Genomic DNA, 20,061 nt, shown 5'->3' with positions numbered 1-20,061 from the left:
GACGCGAACCGACGACGGGACCACGGGTGACCAAGAAGAACCGCCAGCGGCTCACGAGGGGGGCGATGTACGCCCTCTTCGTGGTCGTGCTCATCGCTCTCGCGACGACCGCCGACTGGGAGTCCATCCGCACGAACTTCTTCGACGAAGCCGTCTGGAAGGACCTCTGGCCGGACCTGATCCTGGTCGCCGCCTGGAACACGATCAAGTACACGGCGCTCTCCTTCGCGGGAGCACTCGCACTTGCGCTCGTGCTGGCGCTGATGCGGATGTCACCCGTGGCCCCGTACCGGTGGTTGGCCACCCTCTTCATCGAGACCTTCCGTGGGCTCCCCGCCCTGGTCGTGATCATCCTGCTGGCATTCGGCGTGCCGCTCGCGTTCGGCTACAACTGGCCCGAGATCGGCTGGCTGGGGCTGAGCAGCAACACCACCGGCGGCATCTTGGCGCTGATCCTGGTCGGCTCGGCCTACATGGCCGAGACCCTGCGGGCGGGCATCCAGGCCGTGCCGAAGGGGCAGGCAGAAGCGGCTCGCTCGCTCGGCATGAGTGCACCCCGCACCATGGTCACGGTCGTGCTTCCCCAGGCCGTCCGGGTCGTCATCCCGCCGATGACCAACGAGTTCGTGCTGCTGCTCAAGGACACCGCGCTCCTCAGCGTGATCGGGATGCAGGCCGTCGAGCGCGACCTGCTCGCGTTCGGCCAGAACGGCCTGACCACGTACGCGAACTCCTCCCCCCTGATGGCCGTCGCCATCGTCTACCTCCTCATCGCCATCCCGATCACCCAGCTGGTGGCGTGGATGGAACGTCGACAGCAGAAGGCTCGGTGACCCCCGTGAGCACCCCCTCCCCCACGACCGCCACCGGGTCGACGCGCGCGATCGAGATCCGCGACCTGCACAAGTCCTTCGGCAAGAACGAGGTCCTCAAGGGCATCGACTTCCACGTCGACCAGGGTGAGGTCGTCTGCGTGATCGGCCCCTCGGGCTCCGGCAAGTCGACCCTGCTGCGCTGCGTCAACCGTCTGGAGGAGCCCGACTCCGGCCAGGTGGTCGTCGAGGGCATCGACATCACCGACCCCGAGACCGACCTCGACAAGGTGCGTACGCGCATCGGCATCGTCTTCCAGCAGTTCAACCTCTTCCCGCACATGACGGTGATCGACAACCTCGTCGTCGCCCAGCGCAAGGTGCTGAAGCGGTCGAAGGCCGAGGCCCTCGCCACGGCCCGGGCCATGCTCGAGAAGGTCGGCCTCTCGGACAAGGAAGAGGCCTACCCGGCGCACCTCTCCGGTGGCCAGCAGCAGCGGGTGGCCATCGCCCGCGCCCTGTCGATGAGCCCCGACATGATGCTCTTCGACGAGCCCACCTCGGCGCTCGACCCCGAGCTGGTCGGCGACGTGCTCGACGTGATGCGCGAGCTCGCCGCCGAGGGCATGACCATGATGGTCGTGACCCACGAGATGGGCTTCGCCCGCGAGGTCGGCGACAAGCTGGTCTTCATGGACGACGGCGTCATCGTCGAGGAGGGCGTGCCCGAGGAGGTGCTGGCGAACCCGCAGCACGAACGTACGCAGGCCTTCCTGTCGAAGGTGCTCTAGCCCGACTTCCCGCTGGGTTGCCGTACGCCGGCCTCACCGCTCCAGCCATGACCGGGCATGCTCGATCACGGCGGCGGTGAGGTCGACCATCACCGGCGACTCCAGGCGCCAGCGCTGCCAGTAGAGCGGCACGTCGACGTGGCGTCCCGGGACGATCTCGACCAGGCGGCCGGCGTCGAGGTCCTCCCGGGTCTCGGAGTCCATGAGCATCCCCCACCCCAGTCCGCGGTGGACGGCGTGGTCGAACTGGTGCACCGACGGGATCAGCGTCGTCGGTGGCGCGAGGTGGCGCCGCGTGACCTTGCGTAGGAAGTCGTGCTGCAGGGTGTCGTCGCGGTCGAACGCGACCATCGGCGCCCGCCCGAGCGCGGCGGGCGTGGGCCCGTCCGGCAGGTGCTCGGCGACGTACGCCGGGGTCGCGACCGCGAGGTAGCGCATGGCACCGATCCGCTCGACCTTGCAGCCGGGCACCGGTCGCGGGTCGGAGGTGATCGCCGCCATCACCTCGCCACGGCGCAACCGCTCGGTGGTGCGACTCTGGTCCTCGCGCAGGACGTCGAAGGTGACGCGGTGGCGCTGGCGCACGCTCACCAACGCCTCGACGAACCAGTCGAACATCGCGTCGGAGTTGACCGCCAGCGGCACGCTGGTCCACGGTGCCCCGGCGTCCGTGTCGTCGTCGGGGTCGTCGACCAGCTCGGCGTAGGCCTCGCGCTCCAGCATCTCCGTCTGCGCGGCCAGCCGGACGAGCACATGACCCGCGTCGGTGGCCTCCAACGGCTTGGTCCGGTGCACCAGGACCCGACCGACCCGGGTCTCCAACGCCTTGATGCGCTGGCTCACCGCCGAGGGGGTCACGTGGAGCTCCCGGGCGGCCGCTTCGAAGGTGCCGACACGTACGGCGGTGGCCAGGGTGCGCAGGGCGACGGGGTCCAGCTGAGTGAGGTCTTTCACAACAAGAGATTCTAATGATTCCCCAGAATCCTTCGCTGGATTGAGGGTTGATGGCGCCGTACCGTTTCTCTCGTGTTCAACGTGCTCTTCACCGGTCTGTTCACCGGTCTCGCCCTGATCGTCGCCATCGGCGCCCAGAACGCCTTCGTCCTCCGTCAGGGGATCCGCGGCGAACAGGTCCTGCCGATCGTGCTGACCTGCCTGCTCTCCGACGTCGTCGCCATCACCGCCGGCGTCGCCGGACTGGGCGCCGTGATCCAGCGTTGGCCCGCCGCCCTGCCCGTCGCCCAGGTGATCGGCGGTCTCTACCTGATCGCCTTCGGCCTCCACGCCGCCCTGCGCGCGTGGCGTCCCACCGGGCTGGAGGCCGGGGACGGCGCGACCATGAGCATGCGTACGGCCGTGCTCACCGCGCTGGCGCTGACCTGGCTCAACCCGCACTTCTACCTGGACGCCATCGTCCTGCTCGGCACCGTGGCCAACTCGTTCGGCGTCGACCGCTGGTGGTTCCTCGCCGGTGCGCTGCTGGCCAGCACCTGCTGGTTCTTCGCCCTCGGCTACGGCTCGCGCCTGCTGCGCGGACTCTTCGCCAAGCCCAACTCGTGGCGCTTCCTCGACGGCGGCATCGCCGTGGTCATGGGTGCGCTGGGCGTCTCACTGCTCGCGCACTGAGCGGGGCTGGTCAGCACCAGCGTTCGACGAGCGTACGCACCACGTTGACCGTGCGGGCGGTGCCGACGCCCAGGTCCTTCAGCTCACGGGCGTTGTCGAGGCGTGAGCCCTGCACGCCGCCGTCCGTCATCAGGTGCAGCGCACGTCCCCGCACCACAAGCCGCTCGTGCGGCGCCTGCAGGGCGTGCACGGCGTCCACGGCCGCGAGCGGCGGCGTTGCCTTCAGCAGCGTGACGTAGTGGGTGCCCGGCTCGCCGAACTCGGCGCGCAGGGCCTCACAGTCCGCCACCACCTCGCGCAGCTGCGGGGGCGTGAAGACGATCGTCGGCACCTCGAAGCCGCGGTCGGCGAGGTAGGCCGCCTCGAGCGCCGCCTCCACCTTCGCCGGCGAGCGCATCGACGAGGCCAGGCGTACGTTGCCCGTGTTGATGTAGGTCGCCACGTCGCGCGCCCCGATCGACGCGGTGGCACCCGCGATCGCGTCCTTCGGGAACTTGCGGCTCTTGCCCAGGTTGATGGCCCTCAGGAAGGCGATGTAGGTCGGCACGGGCCCCAACCTAGCCCGCGCCGACCGCCACCCTCCCCGACCCGGTCAGAGGTTGCCGCGCAGGTCCTGCTCGCGCTCGATGGCCTCGAAGAGCGCCTTGAAGTTGCCCTTGCCGAAGCCGAGCGACCCGTGCCGCTCGATGAACTCGAAGAAGATCGTCGGCCGGTCCCCCAGCGGCTTGGTGAAGATCTGCAGGAGGTAGCCGTCCTCGTCGCGGTCGACCAGGATCTTGCGCTTCTTCAGCTCCTCCACCGGCACCCGCACGTGGCCGATCCGCTCGCGCAGCTCGGGATCGTCGTAGTAGGAGTCGGGGGTGTCGAGGAACTCGACGCCGTTGTCGCGCAGCAGGTCGACGGTCCGCAGGATGTCGCTGGTGGCCAGGGCGATGTGCTGGCAGCCAGCACCGGCGTAGAAGTCCAGGTACTCGTCGATCTGCGAGCGCTTCTTGCCCACCGCCGGCTCGTTGAGCGGGAACTTGACCCGGTGGTTGCCGCTGGCGACCACCTTGGACATCAACGCCGAGTAGTCGGTGGCGATGTCGTCGCCGATGAACTCGGCCATGTTGGTGAAGCCGAGGACCTTGTTGTAGAACTCCACCCACTCGTCCATGCGGCCGAGCTCGACGTTGCCCACGCAGTGGTCGACCGCCTGGAACAGCCGGCGCGGGTGCCCCTCGCCCCGGGCGACCGTGGAGGTGCGCGCCACGAAGCCGGGCAGGTAGGGGCCGTCGTAGCGCGAGCGGTCGACCAGGGTGTGCCGGGTCTCGCCGTACGTCGCGATCGCCGCCATCCGCACCGTGCCGTGCTCGTCGGTGATGTCGTACGGCTCGTCGAGGATGGTGGCACCCACCGCACGCGCATGGTCGATGCACCGGTCGACGTCGGGCACCTCGAGGGCCAGGTCGACGACGCCGTCACCGTGCTTGCGGTGGTGCTCCAGCAACGGACTGTCCGGCGACACTCCCCCGGCGAAGACGAAGCGCGCCGACCCCGAGCGCAGCACGAAGACCTTGGCGTCGCGCAGACCCGTCTCGGGGCCCCGGTAGGCCTCCAGCTCCATCCCGAGGGCGAGCTGGTAGTAGGCGGCCGTCTGCGTGGCGTTGCCGACGACGAAGCAGATCGCGTCCATCCCGGTGACGGGGAACGGGTCCGTGGAGGCGTCGTACTCCACCAGGCCGACCAGCTCGCGCAGCTGCTCGACGGTGAGCTCGGCGCGCAGCTCGTCCGCGGTGAGCGACTCCATGGGATGACGGGGCGTCGTGTGCGTCTCGGGTGTCATGACTACACCCTCTGCGCCATGATGCAGTGTGTGCAACAGCACACGGATTCGTTGGACAACCTGACCGGCGCGGAGGAGCGACATGGACGATCTGGACAGCAGACTGCTCACTCTCTTCACCGAGGAGCCACACGTGGGAGTCCTGGCGGCCTCTCGCCGGCTCGGGGTGGCCCGCGGGACGGTGCAGGCACGGCTGGACCGCCTGGCCGAACGCGGTGTCATCACCGGGTGGCACCCGCACCTCTCGCCGGCGGCGCTCGGTCACCCGGTCACCGCCTTCCTCACCCTCCAGATCCGCCAGGGCACCGGTCACCACCTCGTCAGCGCCCACCTCGCGCAGATCCCCGAGGTCATCGAGGCCCACACCATCACCGGCGACGGTGACATGTGGACCCGCGTCGTCGCCCGGTCGAACGCCGACCTGCAACGCGTCATCGACCAGGTCCTGGAGCACGACGGCATCTCCCGCTCCACCACGGTCATCGCCCTCGCGGAGCAGGTGCCCCACCGGGTGCTGCCGCTGGCCACGCACGTGGCGGCGCGCTGAGTCAGCGCAGGCGCAGTGCTCGTCAGCGCAAGCGCGGTGCTCCTCAGCGCAACCGCAGGGCGACCTCGTCGGCCGCGAGCACGACGCGGGGGGCGACGACCGACTCGTCCACGGGCCCGCCGAGCGTGACCACACCGACGGAGGCCTCCAGGCCGGGGACCCCGCGTACCGGGGCCGCGAGGCCGTGGGCACCGGAGTGCAGCTCGGAGGTCGTGGCGGCGTACGGCGTCTGCCGGTCGCCCTCACGCACCAGGCAGATCGCCTTGCCGGCGGCGCCCTGCCCTACCGGGTGGCGCGAGCCCACCCGGTAGGCGACGTGGTAGTCGGTCCACGAGGGCTCGACGACGACCAGGGCCACCGCCTCGTCGCCGTCGGCGATGGTGAGGTGGGAGGTGCACCCGACCGTCTCCGCGAGCTGACGCAGGGCAGGCACGGCGCGGTCCCTCAGCAGCGGCTGCACGGCTCCCGACAGCGCCAGGAGACCCATCCCGAGGTGGAGCAGGCCCTTGTCGTTGCGACGGACGAGACCGTGCTGCTCGAGCGTGGCCACGAGGCGGTAGGCCACCGTGCGGTTGACCTCCAGTCGTCCGGCCAGGTCCGTGACGGTGACGCCCTCCGGCGAGTCCGCCAGCACCCGGAGCGCCCGGATGCCGCGGTCCAGTGTCTGCGAGGTCTCCGCCGCCATGGCCGTCAATCTAGCGAGCAGCGGCCCCGCTGGGGAGTGGAGTCGTGTGCGTCTCAGGCGAAGATCATGCAGGTCGACGTGGCCTGGGCCACCAGCCGGTCGGAGGCGTCGTACAGGTGCGCCTCGGCCAGCGCCGTACGCCGCCCGCGCTGCACCACGCTGCCGACGCACCGCAGGCGTCCCGACTCCTCGGTCACGGCCCGCAGGAACTTCACGTTGAGGTCCAGCGAGGTGTAGTTCTCGCCCTCGGCGAGCGTCGAGTGCACCGAGCAGGCGGCCGCGGTGTCGAGGAGCGTCGAGATCACTCCCCCGTGCATGACCCCGATCGGGTTCCAGTGCTTCGCCCGGTCAGGGGTGAGCCAGACGGTGACGGAGCCGCGCTCGAGGTCGAACCCGTCCATGCCGAGGGTGGTCCCGATGGGCACCTCGATGATCCCGTCGACCACGAACTGGAGCTGGGCATAACCGTCGAGGGTGACGTCGTCGCTGGGCATGGCGCCCAGCCTGCCCCATGGCGCGAGCACCCGTCAGGTCAGGAGCTCTTCTTCATCGCCCACTCACGGATCTTCTCGATCCGCTCGGTCAGCTGCTCGGCGGTCGCGACAGCTGCTGCCGGCCCGCCGCACTGCTTGCGCAGCGTCGAGTGGGTGATCCCGTGCGCCTGCCCGGTGCGGTGGTACCACGCCGCGACCAGGCCGTTGAGCTCGCGCCTCAGCACCGAGAGCTGCTCGTGCTGGGTCAGCTTCTCGGCGTCCTGGGTGGCCCGGATCGCCTCGCGGGCCTTGGACGCCATGTCCTTCTTCTGCTTCTGCGCGCGCTCGCTCTGGCGCGAGTGCAGCAGGTCGCGCACCTGGTCGGGCTCGAGCAGCCCGGGGATGCCGAGGAAGTCCATCTCCTCCTCCGACCCGACGTGCACCTCGCCGGCGTGGCCGAACTCTCCGCCGTCGTACAGCACCCGGTCGAAGGTCGCGTTGGAGTCGAGCGCCTCGAAGGCGAAGCCGTCGAGGTCGGAGGAGGCCGACTCGCTCGCGTTGGCGGCGGCCAGCAGGTCGTTCTCCGCCGCGAAGATGTCGCCGTCGTCGCTCACCCGCCGCTTGAGCACGTGGTCGCGCTGGACCTCCATCTCGGAGGCGAAGCCGAGCAGGTTGGGCACCGACGGAAGGAAGACCGAGGCGGTCTCTCCCCGCTTGCGGGCACGCACGAAGCGTCCGACGGCCTGGGCGAAGAAGAGCGGGGTCGACGTCGTGGTCGCCCACACCCCCACCGCCAGGCGGGGCACGTCAACACCTTCGGAGACCATCCGGACGGCGACCATCCACCGGTCGTCGGAGGTGGTGAAGGCGCCGATCTTCTTCGACGCCGCCTTTTCGTCCGAGAGCACCACGACCGGCGCCTCACCGGTGATGGAGCGCAGCAGCTTGGCGTAGGCCCGGGCACTGTCCTGGTCGGTGGCGATCACCAGCCCGCCGGCGTCGGGGACGTGACGTCGCACCTCTCCCAGTCGCTTGTCAGCGGCCTGGAGGACGGCCGGCATCCATGCTCCCTTGGGGTCCAGGGCCGTACGCAGCGCCTGCTGCGTCAGGTCCTTGGTCAGGGGCTCTCCGAGGCGGGCAGCGACCTCGTCGCCCGCACTCGTGCGCCAGGTCATCTCGCCGGAGTAGGCCATGAAGAGCACCGGACGCACCACGTGGTCGGCGAGGGCCTCGCCGTAGCCGTAGGAGTAGTCGGCGCGCGAGCGCGGGACACCGTCGGGGCCGGGCTCGTAGGTCACGAACGGGATCGGGTTGATGTCGGACCGGAAGGGCGTCCCGGTCAGCGCCAGACGACGCGTGGCCGGGTCGAACGCCTCCCGGACCCCGTCGCCCCACGAGAGGGCGTCACCCGCGTGGTGCACCTCGTCGAGGATGACCAGCGTCTTGAACCGCTCGGTCCGGATGCGCATCGCGAGCGGGTTGACGGCGACACCGGCGTAGGTGACGACGATGCCGAGGTAGTCCTTCGACGTCTTGCCCTGGCCCGCCGAGTACGCGGGGTCCAGCGGAATGCCGGCCCGTCCGGCGGCCTCGGCCCACTGGGTCTTGAGGTGGTCGGTGGGCGCGACGATCACGAGGCGCTCGACCACGCGGCGTGCGAGCAGCTCGGCCGCCACCGTCAGCGCGAAGGTCGTCTTGCCGGCGCCGGGGGTCGCCACCGTGAGGAAGTCACGAGGGTTCTCGGTGAAGTACTTGTTCATCGCCTCCGACTGCCAGGCGCGCAGCTTCGTGGCCGTGCCCCATGCCGCACGCTCCGGCCAGGCCGGAGGAAGTGCGGAAGTCACGGGGGCGGCGTCAGGCCGGCCCGTCACGCGTCGGAGCCCCCGCCGTTGCCACCGGATCCACCGGAGCCACCGCCGGGGCTGATGCCGTCGCGAATCTCCTTGCACTCCGGACAGACCGGGTACTTCTCCGGCGACCGGCTGGGCACCCAGACCTTGCCGCACAGCGCGATGACGGGCGTACCCATCACCATCGCCTCGGTGAGCTTGTCCTTCGGGACGTAGTGCGAGAACCGCTCGTGGTCGCCGTCCTCGACGGGGACGGTGCGGCGATCTTCGAGCGTGGAACCGGAGGGCTGGAAACCGAACTGGGTCATGGTCCAGCCAGTCTAGGCCAGTTGCCCCACCCATTCCGCACCCTGCGCTCCTCAGTTCAGGTCGGGGTCGGCGGGACGTGTCGAGTGCCACGCCATCGCGCCGGGCTGGCGCCGCAGGACCTCACGCACGAGGTCGTCGGACTCCGGCGAGAAGACGTCCTCGGGTTCGGCCGGGACCACGTACCACGCCCCCTCGCCCACCTCGTCGGCGAGCTGCCCCGGGCCCCACCCGGCGTAGCCCGCGAAGATGCGCAGACGCGCCAGGGCCGGCTGCACGAGGTCCACCGGGGTCTCCAGGTCGAGGACCCCGAGGCGGCCGAGCACGGGCCGGAACCCCTGGGGCGCCTGCTCCGGATCACGCAGCAGGGCGAGCGCCAGCGCGCCGTCGGTGCCCACCGGCCCTCCGCGGAAGAGGACCTCGGGCTCTCCGACGAGGTCCCGCCACTCCTCGAAGACCGCGGCCACCAGCAGCGGCGACGGACGGTTGAGCACGACACCCAGAGCGCCGTCGTCGTCGACGTCGAGGACCAGCACGACGGTCTCGGAGAAGTTGGGGTCGCCCATCGCCGGCTGGGCGACCAGCAGAGCACCGGGGACCACCGCGGTGACGTCGTTCGCTCCAGGGGTGCGAGAAGCCATGCCTCCATCATGACCGAAGCTCGCGCACCGCGGCAGCCCGGAGCCAGAGAAATAGCCATGAGGGCGAAGGCTGGACGGCGAACGCAGGTGCGCAGAAATGGAGACAGCCCCGGCTCCGGTGCGGGAGGGAGGGAGGGAGACGCGGCAGGGAAACCGCGGTGCACCGGATCGGGGCTGCCTGATCGGGGGACGGCGTGGGCCGTCAGGCGGCGAGGACCGCCTTGAGCCGCTTCAGCAGCGGCGGGGGCGAGGGGCGTTGACCAGGGCGGTAGTAGCGCCGGCCCTCGGCCTCGAGGGCCGAGCCGAACTCCACCGCGGCCTCGTCGACGGGGTGGTCGGTGACGACGAACCCGGCGCGCTGCGCCAGCCACTGGTGCTGGCGCGCGCGACGACGCTCCAGGGTGACGCGGCGCTGCCCCTCGGCGCGCTCCCAGTCACCGTCGAGCACCATGCGTACGCCCGGGAGGGCACGCACCGTACGACGCCAGGCGCGCACGACGGCCGACTCGGGATCGTCCGGAGCCTCGGCCAGGGCACGCTCGACCTGCGCCGCGAGGGCCGCCTGCCAGCGGACCTGCAGCACGTCGGCCAGCGTCTGCTCGTCGCGGAACGTCTGGCCGACTCCCTCGACGTCCATCGGGAGGTGGCCGTCGAGTCGACGGTCGACCTCGGCGAGGACGTCCTGCAGCACCAGGTCGCGTCGGGGCGAGGTCCAGGTCATGGACGTCTCCTTCCGCGCGGACGGGCTGGTGATGGCCGCGGAACACCGTGCGTCCCAGCGACATACCGAGGGTACGTCACCGCTCCAGCCCCACACCAACACTCGGGGAGTGACCCCGGTTACATGTGCGGCGCCGGCGACGCGCACCCCTAGGATCGCCGGATGGACAGCCAGATCTCCGGCCGGCTCCGCACGCCTCCGTCGGCGACGAAGGAGGATCTCCTGCGCGTGGCGCGCGAGCTCTTCACCACGCGCGGCTACGCCGCCACCTCACTCGACAGCATCGTGGCCGAGGCCCACGTCACCAAGGGCGCGCTCTACCACCACTTCGACGGAAAGCCCGGCCTCTTCGCGGCGGTCCACCACCACGTGGAGAACGACGCGGTGCGGCGCATCGACGCCGTGGTCGACGTCGAGGACGACCCCTGGGTGGCCGTGAGCGCCGGCATGCAGGCCTTCCTGGAGATCGTGTGCGAGCCCAGCTACCGGCGGATCATCCTCGAGGAGGGGCCCGTGGTCCTCGGCCTGTCCGGGGTGCGCCCCGACGAACGCTCCGCCTTCACCACCGTCTCCCGGCTGGTCCGGGCGACCCTGACCGCGGGCGAGTGGCAGCTGCCCGAGGAGCTGCTCGAGACCTTCAGCCGGATCATGTTCGGGGCCATGAACTCGGCCGGCGCCGCCGTGGCGAACAGCCGGGAGGAGGAGCTGGAGAGGGCAAGGGTCGAGACCTCGCTCCGGCTGCTGATCGGGGCGCTGCGCCAGATCAGCAGCCAGCACCCGTCCCTCGACGCGGCCGTCGCCACCCTGACCTCCCTGACCTCCCAGCCCTGACCGCGACGCGCAGCTCGACGCCAGGAGACGCACGAAGCCCCCGGCGCGCAGGCGCGACCGGGGGCTTCGTACGACGTCGGTACGTCAGGGCTTGATGGTGACGCTGCCCTCCTGGGGCAGCAGCTCGACGAAGGTACGACCAGCCGGGACCTTCAGCTCGGCACCGTCGGCCTCGAGCTTCAGCTGGCCGTTGGCACCGTCCTTGGTCCAGGTGGCGTTGATGACCTTGCCCCCGTGGAAGAGCTGGGCCTTGCCCTTGCCCTTGAACTTGCTGTCGTAGACCCGGTTGTTGGCCAGGTCCTCGTAGCCGGCGTACTCCGCCTTCACCCGCAGCACCAGGACGGTGCTGGCGGGGAACTCGTCGCCCTGCCCGGCAAGGCTGTTCTGGATGGCGTAGGTGCCGTTGGCGAAGCTCCACGACGTCGTGTGGTTGCCGAAGTCGACGTCGAAGGCCTTGGCGGGCTTGCCTTCCGGCAGGTCCTCGGGCGTGCCGAAGACGAAGTAGTCATCGGGGCGGACGTCGTCGACCTTCTTGGACTTGCCGAGCACCTTGAGGTCGGCCATGACGCTGTAGGTCGACGAGCGGGAGGGGTCGCGACGGAAGCCCTCGGCCTGCTCCTCGATGAAGCTGACGCCAGCGCGACCGAGGCGGTCCTTGGTCATCGGCGCGGCGCCGGAGGTGACCAGGATCCCGTCGACCGGGGAGACGATGTCGATGTCGGTGCCGCGCATCGAGCGGACCGGGCCGACCTCCTTGGGCAGGTCGCTGTAGAAGAAGGCGGCGAGGCGGGTCATCCGGCCCTCGACCATCTCCTCGAAGACCAGGTCGGCCTTGCCGAGACCCACCTGCGGACTGGCGCTGGAGGTGTTGTCGATCTTGGCGACGAGCACCGGGTGGTTGCGCGCGGCGCTCTCGCCCTCCGGCAGCTCCTCCCCGGTCAGCGGCCAGGTGTCCGGCACAGCCGGCTCGGTGGTGGGCTCGGCCTTCGGCTCCTCCTTCTCGTCCCCTCCGCAACCGGTGAGGAGAAGGGCCGCAGAGAGCAGGGCGGCGGTGAGGCCAAGGGAACGTGAACGCACGTGTGTGACTCCGATCGTGAAGCGTGGTGAGCACCAGTGTGCTGCCCGTCGCTCCCCCTGCGGGGGAGAACGCGCCCACTGGTGACCCTCGACAAATATGACAGGCGCCCCTCGACCACAGGTGACAGTGGTCGCCCGACAGCCCGGGGCCAGGTCTCGAGGACAGGTCAGCTGACGAGCTTGGCGCCGCCGTCGACCAGCAGCGTCTGGCCGGTGACGTACGACGCCTCGTCGCTGCAGAGGAAGGCGACGGCGGCGGCGATGTCCTCGGGGTGGCCGACGCGGCGCACGGGGTTGTTCTGGGCGTTGAGCTCGCGGAACTCCTCCACGCCCAGGCCCAGGCGGGCGGCGGTGGCGTCGGTCATCTCGGTGGCGATGAAGCCCGGTGCGACCGCGTTGACGTTGACGCCGAAGGGGCCGAGCTCGATCGCGAGGGTGCGGGTGAACCCCTGCACGCCCATCTTGGCAGCGGCGTAGTTGGCCTGGCCCCGGTTGCCGTAGGCGGAGACCGAGGAGAGGTTCACGACCTTGCCGTACTTCTGCTCGACGAAGTGCTTCTGCGCCGCCTTGGTCATGAGGAAGGCGCCCTTGAGGTGCACGTTCATGACCAGGTCCCAGTCGGCCTCGGTCATCTTGAAGAGGAGGTTGTCCCGGGTGATGCCGGCGTTGTTGACGAGGATGTGCACCCCGCCGAGCTCGGCGACGATGCGCTCGAAGGCGGCCTCCACGGCGGCGGCGTCGGAGACGTCGCACCCGACGCCGATCGCCTCACCGTCGATGCGGCCCGCCGCCTCGGCCGCGGCCGACTCGTCGAGGTCGATCAACGCGACCTTGGCACCCTCGGCCGCGAACCGCTGGGCGGTTCCGAAGCCGATGCCCCGAGCGGCTCCGGTGATGACAGCGACACGTCCGTCGAAACGACCCATCTGCTTCCTCCTGTGTGTGGCCGGGGCCTCTCCTCGGCGCCGCCGGACACTCTAGGGCCGTCGTCCACGCCACGCCCGGATGTCGGGCGTCGCGTCAAGCAGACCACCATCACCGCGGAGGCAGCCGTACGCAGGAGGGGACGTGGGAGGTCAGTGGCAGACGTCGTCCACGCAGGCGGGCGAGCTCAGCAGCTCACGCAGACCCTGGCCCCCGGCACCGGCCACCGCGTCGAAGTGGTGCGCGTCGGAGGTCCCGTAGGTCCACCGGAAGCCATGACGAGCGAGCAGGCGTACGACCGCGTGACCCTGGCCGCGCCAGGCCACCTTCGGGTGGGACCTCGACGCCCACCACCTGTTCGGGTGGATGCCGTCGCGGGCGTGGTACGGGTTCTCCCACGGGTTGAGGTCGAGGGAACGCCCGTACGAGTGCGGCGAGCGCACGCGCGGGCTGCCGACCACCCCTCGGCAGTTGAAGACCGAGGTGTTGTCGGCCGCCATGGAACGGTAGTCATCGGCGCCGCCGAGCTTCTTCGACCAGCCGAAGCGGTCGACGCGGCGCATCTGGCGCACCGGGATGCGTCGCTCGTGCATCTCGCGGAAGGCCCCGGCGAAGTTGGCGGTGACCGACTTCGCCACCACCACCTCCCCGCGGTAGCGGTAGCCGTCGAATCCCCAGAAGTTGGTCTGGACGAGTCGCAGGCCCGAGCGACCGACGGGGCAGCCCTTGCGCCAGGAGCGACCCACCATCGAGCGCCACACCCCGTCGGGGATCGTGCGGACCACCACGTTGGCGCCCTTCCCGACCGCCCGCCGGGGCCTGGGCAGGGTGACTCGCGGACGGGGAGCGCCCTGGGGCAGCGCCACAGGCCGGCCGGGAGGACGGTTGACCGTGCGCGAGACGCCGGAGGTGTCCGCGGCCACCCAGGCCTGCTGCTCACCCACGGCTCGCCACCGCGTGTCCCACCGAGGCGTTCGCTGCAGCGTCGCCACTCCCTTGGCGTCGGTGCGCACGCGCGCCACCGTCCTCCACTTCTTCGCGTACGTCTTCCCACGGCGCTGCTTGGCCTGGACCTTGACCCATCCGGAGACGGCTTCGGCGTTGGCCGCCTTCCACCCGAGCCTCAGGATGATCCGGCCCTCGTCCACGACGCTCTTCGGCGCCCGCAGCGTGACGGTGCTCCCCCACCGGCGCAGCGTGGGCGTGTGCTCGGTGACCACCGCGGGGCGAGTGGCATCGCCCGGCAGGGTGGCGCGCAGACGGTTGCGGGCCGGGTCGCGGGCCAGGGTCACCGCGGCGATGGCCCGGCCGGCCTCGTCGGTCGTCACCGTGGTGACCCGGTGCCAGGTCGTCCCGTTCCAGCGCTCAAGGGTCAGCGACTCGGGAGCACCAGGGGCCGGGGTGAGGGCAAGCGTCACGGTGGACGCTTCTCCCGACCTGGCCGGCGTGCTGGTGACGCCGAGCGCGACGGCGGGCCCGAGCTTCCCAGGACTGGCTTCGGCTGCGTACGCCGGGAAGGGCAGGAGGGCCAGGACGGTACCGAGAATGACGACCAGGACATGACGCACGTCACGATGGTACCCATTTCATCCATTTGTCACCCGTTGCGGCCACTGTTCGTCCTCGCGGTTGGGAATCGCTGGCTACCCTCGACTGGCACGGGTGCCCGTGCGAACCCCGCCTTGTCACCTCTCAGGAGCACTCACCCGTGGGCTCACTTGCCTCGTTCTCCCTGCGCAACCGCGCCTTCGTCGCCCTTGCCACAGTCATCGTCGCCATCTTCGGCGGCGTGGCCCTCGGCTCGCTCAAGCTCGAGCTGATCCCCAACCTCCAGTTCCCGCTCGTCGGCGTGGTGGCTCCCTACGCGGGCGCCTCCCCCGAGGCGGTGGAGCAGGAGGTCACCGTGCCCATCGAGGAGGCGGTCGCCGGGGTCGACGGACTCGACTCGGTCAGCTCGACCTCCTCCTCGGGCGCGGCCACCGTGCTGGTCAGCCTCGACTACGGCACCGACCTCGACCGTGCCGTGCAGCAGGTCGAGAGCGCCATGGTCGGGCTGCGGACCCTGCCGGAATCGGTGGACCCCGTCGTCTTCGCCGGTGACATCTCCCAGGTGCCGATCGTGCAGCTCTCGATCACCTCTGACCGCTCGCCCAGCGAGCTGGCCGACGAGCTCGAGCAGGTGGCCGTCCCCGAGTTCAGCGACATCGAGGGCGTGCGCGAGGTCCAGCTCAGCGGAGCACCGACCAACCGGGTCGAGATCACCCTCAAGCCGCAGGCCGCGGCCGAGGGCGTGACCGGCCAGCAGGTCTCCGACGCGCTCAAGGCGGCGCAGATGGTGCCCGCCGGCAGCCTCGACGACGGCGACCGGGCACTCTCGGTCCAGGTCGGCACGACGCCCACCTCGCTGGCCGAGCTCAAGCAGGTGCCGGTCAAGGTCGGCGAGGGGACGCGTCCCCTCGGCACGTTGGCGCAGGTCAAGGTCGGTCAGGCCGCGCCCACCTCGTACGCCCGCACCAACGGTGACCCCAGTCTCTCGCTGGCCGTCACCAAGACCCCCGACGGCAACACCGTCGACATCTCCCACGCCGTCAACGAGCTGATCCCCGAGCTCGAGGAGAAGATGGGCGACGGCACCGAGTTCTCGGTCGCCTTCGACCAGGCCCCCTTCATCGAGAAGTCCGTCGAGGACCTCACCACCGAGGGCGGGCTCGGCCTGATCTTCGCGATCTTCGTGATCCTGGTCTTCCTGCACTCACTGCGCTCCACCATCGTCACCGCGATCTCGATCCCGCTGTCGCTGCTGGTCACCCTCATCGGCCTGTGGGTCGGCGGCTACAGCCTCAACATCTTGACCTTGGGTGCGCTGACGGTCGCGATCGGCCGCGTGGTCGACGACTCCATCGTGGTGATCGAGAACATCAAGCGCCACCTCGCCTACGGAGAGGGCAAGATCCAGGCGATCGTCACGGCGGTCCGCGAGGTCGCCGGAGCGATCACCTCCTCCACCATCGCGACGGCGGCGGTCTTCCTGCCGATCGGCGTGGTCGGCGGTCAGGTCGGAGAGCTCTTCCGTCCGTTCGCGATCACCGTCTCGCTGGCGCTTCTCGCCTCCCTCCTCGTGGCCCTGACGATCATCCCGGTCCTCGCCTACTGGTTCCTCAAGGAGCCGCAGCCGGCGGATGAGGCCGAGGCTGCCGAGCTGCGCGCCAAGGCCGAGGAGAGCGACGACCGCACCTGGCTGCGTCGCGCCTACGACCCCGTCCTGCGCTGGTCGCTGCGCAAGCCGTGGCTCGTGGTCACGATGGCCTTCGTGATCCTGCTGGGCACCGTGGGCCTCGCCTTCACGCCCTACCTGAAGACGAACTTCCTCGGCGACACCGGCCAGAACACCCTCTCGATCAACCAGGAGCTCGAGGCCGGTGCGAGCCTGGCCCGCCAGGACGCCGCGGCCCGCGAGGTCGAGAAGATCGTCGACGGGGTCGACGGCGTCGAGACCGTCCTCACCACCGTCGGCGGCGACCCGCTCATGGCCGCCTTCACGGGCGGCTCGGGCACCTCCTTCTCGGTGACCCTCAGCGACGACGCCGATGCCACCGAGGTCACCGACGAGCTGCGTACGAAGCTGGAGGACGCCGACGGCGACATCCAGGTCGGCGGCGGTCAGGGCGGCGGCTTCTCCTCCGCCATCGACGTCGTGGTCACCGCCACCGAGCAGCAGAACCTGCTCGAGGCGGCCGACCAGGTCCAGTCGGCGCTCGAGAAGGTCGACGGCATCGGCGAGCTCACCTCGGACGCCTCCCCCGCCCAGCCCATCCTCTCGGTCGCGGCGCGTCCGCAGGCCCAGGCGGCCGGCCTCACCTCGCCGGTGATCGGCGGACTCCTCGCCCAGACGCTCTTCCAGCCGCCGGTGGGCCGGGTGTCGATCGACAACGAGCAGATGGACGTCGTCCTGCTGGCCGGCCCGAAGCCCACCTCGGTGAAGCAGCTCGAGCAGCTGCCCGTCGGCCCGGGCGGCACGCTCGGCCAGGTGGCCGAGGTCGAGGAGCGCAAGGTCGCTGCGTCGATCACCCGTCAGGACGGTGACCGCACGGTCACCATCTCGGCCGACCCGTCGTCGGACGACCTGCGCACCCTGACCGCCGACATCACCACGGTGCTCGACGACCTCGACCTGCCCGAGGGCACGGACGTGACGATCGGCGGCGTGGCCGAGGACCAGGCCGAGGCGTTCGCCCAGCTCGGGCTGGCGCTCGTGGTGGCCATCGCGATCGTCTACATGGTCATGGTCGGCACCTTCAACTCGCTGGTGCAGCCGCTGATCCTGCTCGTCTCGGTGCCGTTCGCCGCGACCGGTGCCCTCCTCCTCCTGGTGGTGACGGGCGTGCCCCTGGGCGTCGCCTCGCTCATCGGAGCGCTGATGCTGATCGGCGTGGTGGTCACCAACGCCATCGTGCTGATCGACCTGGTCAACCAGCGGCGCAACGCTGGCGACGGGATCGTCGAGGCCCTGACGGAGGGCGGCGGCAAGCGACTGCGGCCCATCGTGATGACCGCCCTCGCCACGATCCTGGCCCTGACCCCGATGGGTCTGGGGGTGACCGGCGGCAGCGCCTTCATCTCCCAGCCCCTGGCCATCGTGGTGATCGGCGGACTGCTCTCCTCGACCGTGCTGACGCTGGTCCTGGTGCCGGTGCTCTACCTGCTGGTGGAGCGTCGCCGCGAGCGCAGGGCCGAGCGACGCAGCAAGAAGCAGGCAGCGAAGCAGGCGGAGGCGGCCACCGCCTGACGCGGACGTACGTCGGCGCCCGTCCCCACTCGGGGCGGGCGCCGTCGTCATTTCCTCCCGGCGCCCGCCTGGGGAGTGGGCGACCGGGTCGTCAGCAGTGGCGGGTCAGCGACGGGTGATGGTGCGGCTGCAGGACTTCTTGGTGCCGACCTTCTTCACGGTCACCTTGAAGACGTCCTTGCCTGCGGTGTTGCGGCGGGTGCGCTCAACCTCGACGTCTCCCTCGCGGTCGGCACGCCGGACCTTGTTGTAGAAGACCTTGCCGTCGTGGCGCAGGACCACCCGCCACTTGCTGCCGGGCTTGGCACGATCGATGTCGACCCCGACCTCGAAGCGACCACCCTCCTTCTCCACGTCGAACTCGACGTCAGCCCCCGCGCAGCGGAACTCGCGGTCAGCCGCATGGGCAGGGGCCAGGGCCAGGGTGCCGAGTCCGGTGGCGAGCAGTGCCGTGGCGCCGAGGGCGGCGGCTGAGGTGCGGAGCGTGAACATGGGGGGTCCTCTCGTCGTGCGGATGGGAGTCCCGGCGAGCGTGGTGCCGTGTCCTTGGTGTCGTCGCCGGGGCCTGCCCCCGAGCATGGGCAGCCCCCATGAGGTGGCCGTGAGACGACCATGAGCTCTTTCTTAGACGGGGCTCAGCTGCCCTGGCCGTGACTGCTCTCGCTGACGTCACGGGACTCGTCCTCGCCGCCGGCCGGAGGCCTCTCCTCCCAGGTCACCGCCACCTTCTCGAAGCCCTTGTGGCGCTGCATCCGGGCGTAGGAGGCGTACGCCCGGCGGTCGGCCGCCGTGAGCTCGACGTTGTCGGTGAAGGGGGTCAGCAACGCGCGCGGCCACAGTCGGCGCGCGAGCACCACGTTGATCTCGGTCGCCAGCACCGCCATCACGGCGCCGATCCACAGGAAGCCGATCAGACCCAGGACGAGTCCGAACGTCTGGGCCATCGTGCTCGTGTCCACCAGCACCCGGGAGACGTAGCCGGCACCCAGGAGCTGGAGCCCCTGCCACATCAGCGCCAGCGTGAAGCCGCCGGGCGCCGCCCGCCGGAACGAGTGTTGCCCCGTGGCCGCGAAGCGGAAGAGCAGCGTGAGGAACGCCCCGACCAGCAGGACGGTGATCGGCGGCACCAGGCTGCGTACCAGGCCGGGCAGGGTGTCCGCCGCGAAGTCGGTGGTGCTGACGACGGTGGCGAGCACCGAGACGGTCAGCACCGCCAACCCTGCGGTCAGCAGCAGGAGCAGCGTCTTGACGCGTGCGTACACCGGGTTCGGGCGACTGTTGCGCGGCACGGACCAGGCCACGTGCTGGGTGTTCTGCAACGCCTGACCGAGGCCGAGGCAGCCGTAGAGGGCGACGAGCGCGCCGACCGCGACGCCGGTCACGGAGCCCTGGAGCCCCTCGGGGCGGCCCAGCTCGTCACCGATGATCGGGAACTGGGCGAACACCGAGCTGAGGATGGCTTCCTGCCAGGCGGGCTCCCCGCGGAGCACCAGGCCGAGGATCGACGTCCCGAGGAGCATCAGCGGGAAGATCGAGACGAACGCGTAGTAGGTCAGCGCCGCGGCGAGGTAGGGGCCCTGGTCGTCGAAGTACTTGTAGACGACGGCGAGCGGGAACCCCACGACGGCATGGCGTCGCTGGAAGTCGTCCACCGCCCCGACTGCGTCCACCTCTGGAGGTTAGCGGGACCGGGGCGGCGAACAGGTCAGGCGACGGTGAGCGTGACCTCGATGTTGCCGCGCGTCGCGTTGGAGTAGGGGCACACCTGGTGCGCCTTCTCGACGAGCTTCTCGGCCACCTCACGGGTGGCCTTCGGCAGGGTGACCTCGAGCCCGACGGCGAGCATGAACCCGCCCTCGCCGTTGTCGCCGATCGAGACGTCGGCGACGACCTCGGACTCGCTGGTGTCGGCGTTCTCCGACTTGGCGACGGACTTGAGGGCGGAGTGGAAGCAGGCGGCGTAGCCGGCGGCGAAGAGCTGCTCGGGGTTGGTCGCTCCCCCCGACCCACCCATCTCCTTGGGGGTGCGGACGTCGGCCACGAGCAGGCCGTCGGTCGTCTCGACGTGGCCGTTGCGGCCTTCTCCGGTGGACACGGCAGTGGCGGTGTAAAGAGGCTTCATGTGTCGACCCTAGGACCCGGCACCACCCGACGGAAGGGCTCAGG

General features: G+C 70.3%; 21 protein-coding genes. 6 read left to right on the top strand and 15 right to left on the bottom strand.

The window, feature by feature from the left end; translation table 11 throughout:
* Window positions 1-26: 26 nt before the first annotated feature.
* Both FCL41_RS04305 and FCL41_RS04300 read left to right on the top strand, forming a co-directional pair.
* The gene (locus FCL41_RS04305) at window positions 27-833 is read left to right on the top strand and encodes an amino acid ABC transporter permease (RefSeq protein WP_239021773.1); all 807 of its coding nucleotides are present in this window, start codon (window positions 27-29) and stop codon (window positions 831-833) included.
* A 5-nt stretch (window positions 834-838) separates the two neighbouring features.
* Window positions 839-1,603: an amino acid ABC transporter ATP-binding protein gene (locus FCL41_RS04300; protein ID WP_137066169.1), complete on the top strand. Its 765-nt coding sequence runs from the start codon at window positions 839-841 to the stop codon at window positions 1,601-1,603.
* Window positions 1,604-1,636: 33 nt separating this feature from the next.
* Here FCL41_RS04300 and FCL41_RS04295 read toward each other — a convergent pair whose 3' ends face one another.
* The gene (locus tag FCL41_RS04295; RefSeq protein ID WP_239021772.1) at window positions 1,637-2,557 is read right to left on the bottom strand and encodes a LysR family transcriptional regulator ArgP; all 921 of its coding nucleotides are present in this window, start codon (window positions 2,555-2,557) and stop codon (window positions 1,637-1,639) included.
* Between the two features lie 72 nt (window positions 2,558-2,629).
* Here FCL41_RS04295 and FCL41_RS04290 point away from each other — a divergent pair, with 72 nt between their 5' ends.
* On the top strand, window positions 2,630-3,229 hold the full coding sequence (locus tag FCL41_RS04290) for a LysE/ArgO family amino acid transporter (protein WP_137066168.1): 600 nt from the start codon (window positions 2,630-2,632) through the stop codon (window positions 3,227-3,229).
* Between the two features lie 10 nt (window positions 3,230-3,239).
* Here the strand turns inward: FCL41_RS04290 and FCL41_RS04285 are convergent, their stop codons facing one another.
* Together FCL41_RS04285 and hppD are read right to left on the bottom strand one after the other, a co-directional pair.
* On the bottom strand, window positions 3,240-3,776 hold the full coding sequence (locus FCL41_RS04285; protein ID WP_239021771.1) for a DUF1697 domain-containing protein: 537 nt from the start codon (window positions 3,774-3,776) through the stop codon (window positions 3,240-3,242).
* Window positions 3,777-3,821: 45 nt separating this feature from the next.
* A complete protein-coding gene (gene hppD, locus FCL41_RS04280) occupies window positions 3,822-5,054 on the bottom strand; it encodes a 4-hydroxyphenylpyruvate dioxygenase (protein WP_239021770.1) in 1,233 nt (410 codons plus the stop codon).
* An 82-nt stretch (window positions 5,055-5,136) separates the two neighbouring features.
* Between hppD and FCL41_RS04275 the strand changes: the two genes are divergently transcribed.
* Window positions 5,137-5,601, top strand: a complete 465-nt coding sequence (locus FCL41_RS04275; RefSeq protein WP_137066166.1) for an Lrp/AsnC family transcriptional regulator — start codon at window positions 5,137-5,139, stop codon at window positions 5,599-5,601.
* A gap of 43 nt (window positions 5,602-5,644) precedes the next feature.
* Here FCL41_RS04275 and FCL41_RS04270 read toward each other — a convergent pair whose 3' ends face one another.
* The 6 genes from FCL41_RS04270 to FCL41_RS04245 all read right to left on the bottom strand — a co-directional run bounded on the left by FCL41_RS04270 (window position 5,645) and on the right by FCL41_RS04245 (window position 10,277).
* Window positions 5,645-6,286 (bottom strand): IclR family transcriptional regulator, encoded by a 642-nt coding sequence (locus FCL41_RS04270; protein WP_137066165.1) that lies wholly within the window; start codon window positions 6,284-6,286, stop codon window positions 5,645-5,647.
* A gap of 53 nt (window positions 6,287-6,339) precedes the next feature.
* A complete protein-coding gene (locus tag FCL41_RS04265) occupies window positions 6,340-6,780 on the bottom strand; it encodes a PaaI family thioesterase (protein WP_137066164.1) in 441 nt (146 codons plus the stop codon).
* Window positions 6,781-6,818: 38 nt separating this feature from the next.
* Window positions 6,819-8,603 carry a DEAD/DEAH box helicase gene (locus FCL41_RS04260; protein WP_275403755.1) on the bottom strand — a complete coding sequence of 595 codons (1,785 nt, stop codon included), beginning with the start codon at window positions 8,601-8,603 and terminating at the stop codon, window positions 6,819-6,821.
* Window positions 8,604-8,626: 23 nt separating this feature from the next.
* The gene (locus FCL41_RS04255; RefSeq protein ID WP_137066162.1) at window positions 8,627-8,917 is read right to left on the bottom strand and encodes a DUF3039 domain-containing protein; all 291 of its coding nucleotides are present in this window, start codon (window positions 8,915-8,917) and stop codon (window positions 8,627-8,629) included.
* 51 nt (window positions 8,918-8,968) lie between these two features.
* Window positions 8,969-9,556, bottom strand: coding sequence for a YqgE/AlgH family protein (locus FCL41_RS04250; RefSeq protein ID WP_137066161.1), 588 nt, complete (start codon window positions 9,554-9,556; stop codon window positions 8,969-8,971).
* A 202-nt stretch (window positions 9,557-9,758) separates the two neighbouring features.
* The gene (locus FCL41_RS04245; RefSeq protein WP_137066160.1) at window positions 9,759-10,277 is read right to left on the bottom strand and encodes a hypothetical protein; all 519 of its coding nucleotides are present in this window, start codon (window positions 10,275-10,277) and stop codon (window positions 9,759-9,761) included.
* Window positions 10,278-10,439: 162 nt separating this feature from the next.
* On the opposite strand from FCL41_RS04245, the gene FCL41_RS04240 reads away from it, so the two are divergent.
* Entirely contained in the window at window positions 10,440-11,108 is a 669-nt protein-coding gene (locus FCL41_RS04240; RefSeq protein ID WP_137066159.1) for a TetR/AcrR family transcriptional regulator, read from the top strand.
* An 84-nt stretch (window positions 11,109-11,192) separates the two neighbouring features.
* On the opposite strand, the gene FCL41_RS04235 is transcribed toward FCL41_RS04240, so the two are convergent.
* The 3 genes from FCL41_RS04235 to FCL41_RS04225 form a co-directional block, all read right to left on the bottom strand.
* The gene (locus tag FCL41_RS04235; RefSeq protein ID WP_170970272.1) at window positions 11,193-12,185 is read right to left on the bottom strand and encodes a DUF3048 domain-containing protein; all 993 of its coding nucleotides are present in this window, start codon (window positions 12,183-12,185) and stop codon (window positions 11,193-11,195) included.
* A 167-nt stretch (window positions 12,186-12,352) separates the two neighbouring features.
* The gene (locus FCL41_RS04230; RefSeq protein WP_137066158.1) at window positions 12,353-13,111 is read right to left on the bottom strand and encodes an SDR family NAD(P)-dependent oxidoreductase; all 759 of its coding nucleotides are present in this window, start codon (window positions 13,109-13,111) and stop codon (window positions 12,353-12,355) included.
* 150 nt (window positions 13,112-13,261) lie between these two features.
* Entirely contained in the window at window positions 13,262-14,677 is a 1,416-nt protein-coding gene (locus tag FCL41_RS04225; RefSeq protein ID WP_137066157.1) for a M15 family metallopeptidase, read from the bottom strand.
* Window positions 14,678-14,817: 140 nt separating this feature from the next.
* On the opposite strand from FCL41_RS04225, the gene FCL41_RS04220 reads away from it, so the two are divergent.
* Entirely contained in the window at window positions 14,818-17,895 is a 3,078-nt protein-coding gene (locus FCL41_RS04220) for an efflux RND transporter permease subunit (RefSeq protein WP_137066156.1), read from the top strand.
* Window positions 17,896-18,000: 105 nt separating this feature from the next.
* On the opposite strand, the gene FCL41_RS04215 is transcribed toward FCL41_RS04220, so the two are convergent.
* The 3 genes from FCL41_RS04215 to FCL41_RS04205 form a co-directional block, all read right to left on the bottom strand.
* Window positions 18,001-18,387 (bottom strand): hypothetical protein, encoded by a 387-nt coding sequence (locus FCL41_RS04215; protein ID WP_137066155.1) that lies wholly within the window; start codon window positions 18,385-18,387, stop codon window positions 18,001-18,003.
* Window positions 18,388-18,530: 143 nt separating this feature from the next.
* Window positions 18,531-19,565 carry a YihY/virulence factor BrkB family protein gene (locus tag FCL41_RS04210; RefSeq protein WP_137066154.1) on the bottom strand — a complete coding sequence of 345 codons (1,035 nt, stop codon included), beginning with the start codon at window positions 19,563-19,565 and terminating at the stop codon, window positions 18,531-18,533.
* Window positions 19,566-19,600: 35 nt separating this feature from the next.
* Complete coding sequence (locus tag FCL41_RS04205; protein ID WP_137066153.1) at window positions 19,601-20,017, bottom strand: organic hydroperoxide resistance protein; 417 nt, start codon at window positions 20,015-20,017, stop codon at window positions 19,601-19,603.
* Between the last annotated feature and the right edge of the window lie 44 nt (window positions 20,018-20,061).

The sequence above is a fragment of the Nocardioides jishulii genome, from assembly GCF_006007965.1.
GTDB lineage: Bacteria > Actinomycetota > Actinomycetes > Propionibacteriales > Nocardioidaceae > Nocardioides > Nocardioides jishulii.
This window is presented reverse-complemented; position numbering and strand designations above follow the sequence as displayed.

Bases quoted from the DNA above. Each gene is read 5' to 3' on its own strand.
- FCL41_RS04215 (WP_137066155.1), bottom strand. From the start codon at position 18,387: ATGTTCACGCTCCGCACCTCAGCCGCCGCCCTCGGCGCCACGGCACTG.
- FCL41_RS04245 (WP_137066160.1), bottom strand. From the start codon at position 10,277: ATGACCTGGACCTCGCCCCGACGCGACCTGGTGCTGCAGGACGTCCTC.
- FCL41_RS04265 (WP_137066164.1), bottom strand. From the start codon at position 6,780: ATGCCCAGCGACGACGTCACCCTCGACGGTTATGCCCAGCTCCAGTTC.
- hppD (WP_239021770.1), bottom strand. From the start codon at position 5,054: ATGACACCCGAGACGCACACGACGCCCCGTCATCCCATGGAGTCGCTC.
- FCL41_RS04250 (WP_137066161.1), bottom strand. From the start codon at position 9,556: ATGGCTTCTCGCACCCCTGGAGCGAACGACGTCACCGCGGTGGTCCCC.
- FCL41_RS04205 (WP_137066153.1), bottom strand. From the start codon at position 20,017: ATGAAGCCTCTTTACACCGCCACTGCCGTGTCCACCGGAGAAGGCCGC.
- FCL41_RS04230 (WP_137066158.1), bottom strand. From the start codon at position 13,111: ATGGGTCGTTTCGACGGACGTGTCGCTGTCATCACCGGAGCCGCTCGG.
- FCL41_RS04240 (WP_137066159.1), top strand. From the start codon at position 10,440: ATGGACAGCCAGATCTCCGGCCGGCTCCGCACGCCTCCGTCGGCGACG.
- FCL41_RS04270 (WP_137066165.1), bottom strand. From the start codon at position 6,286: ATGGCGGCGGAGACCTCGCAGACACTGGACCGCGGCATCCGGGCGCTC.
- FCL41_RS04275 (WP_137066166.1), top strand. From the start codon at position 5,137: ATGGACGATCTGGACAGCAGACTGCTCACTCTCTTCACCGAGGAGCCA.
- FCL41_RS04255 (WP_137066162.1), bottom strand. From the start codon at position 8,917: ATGACCCAGTTCGGTTTCCAGCCCTCCGGTTCCACGCTCGAAGATCGC.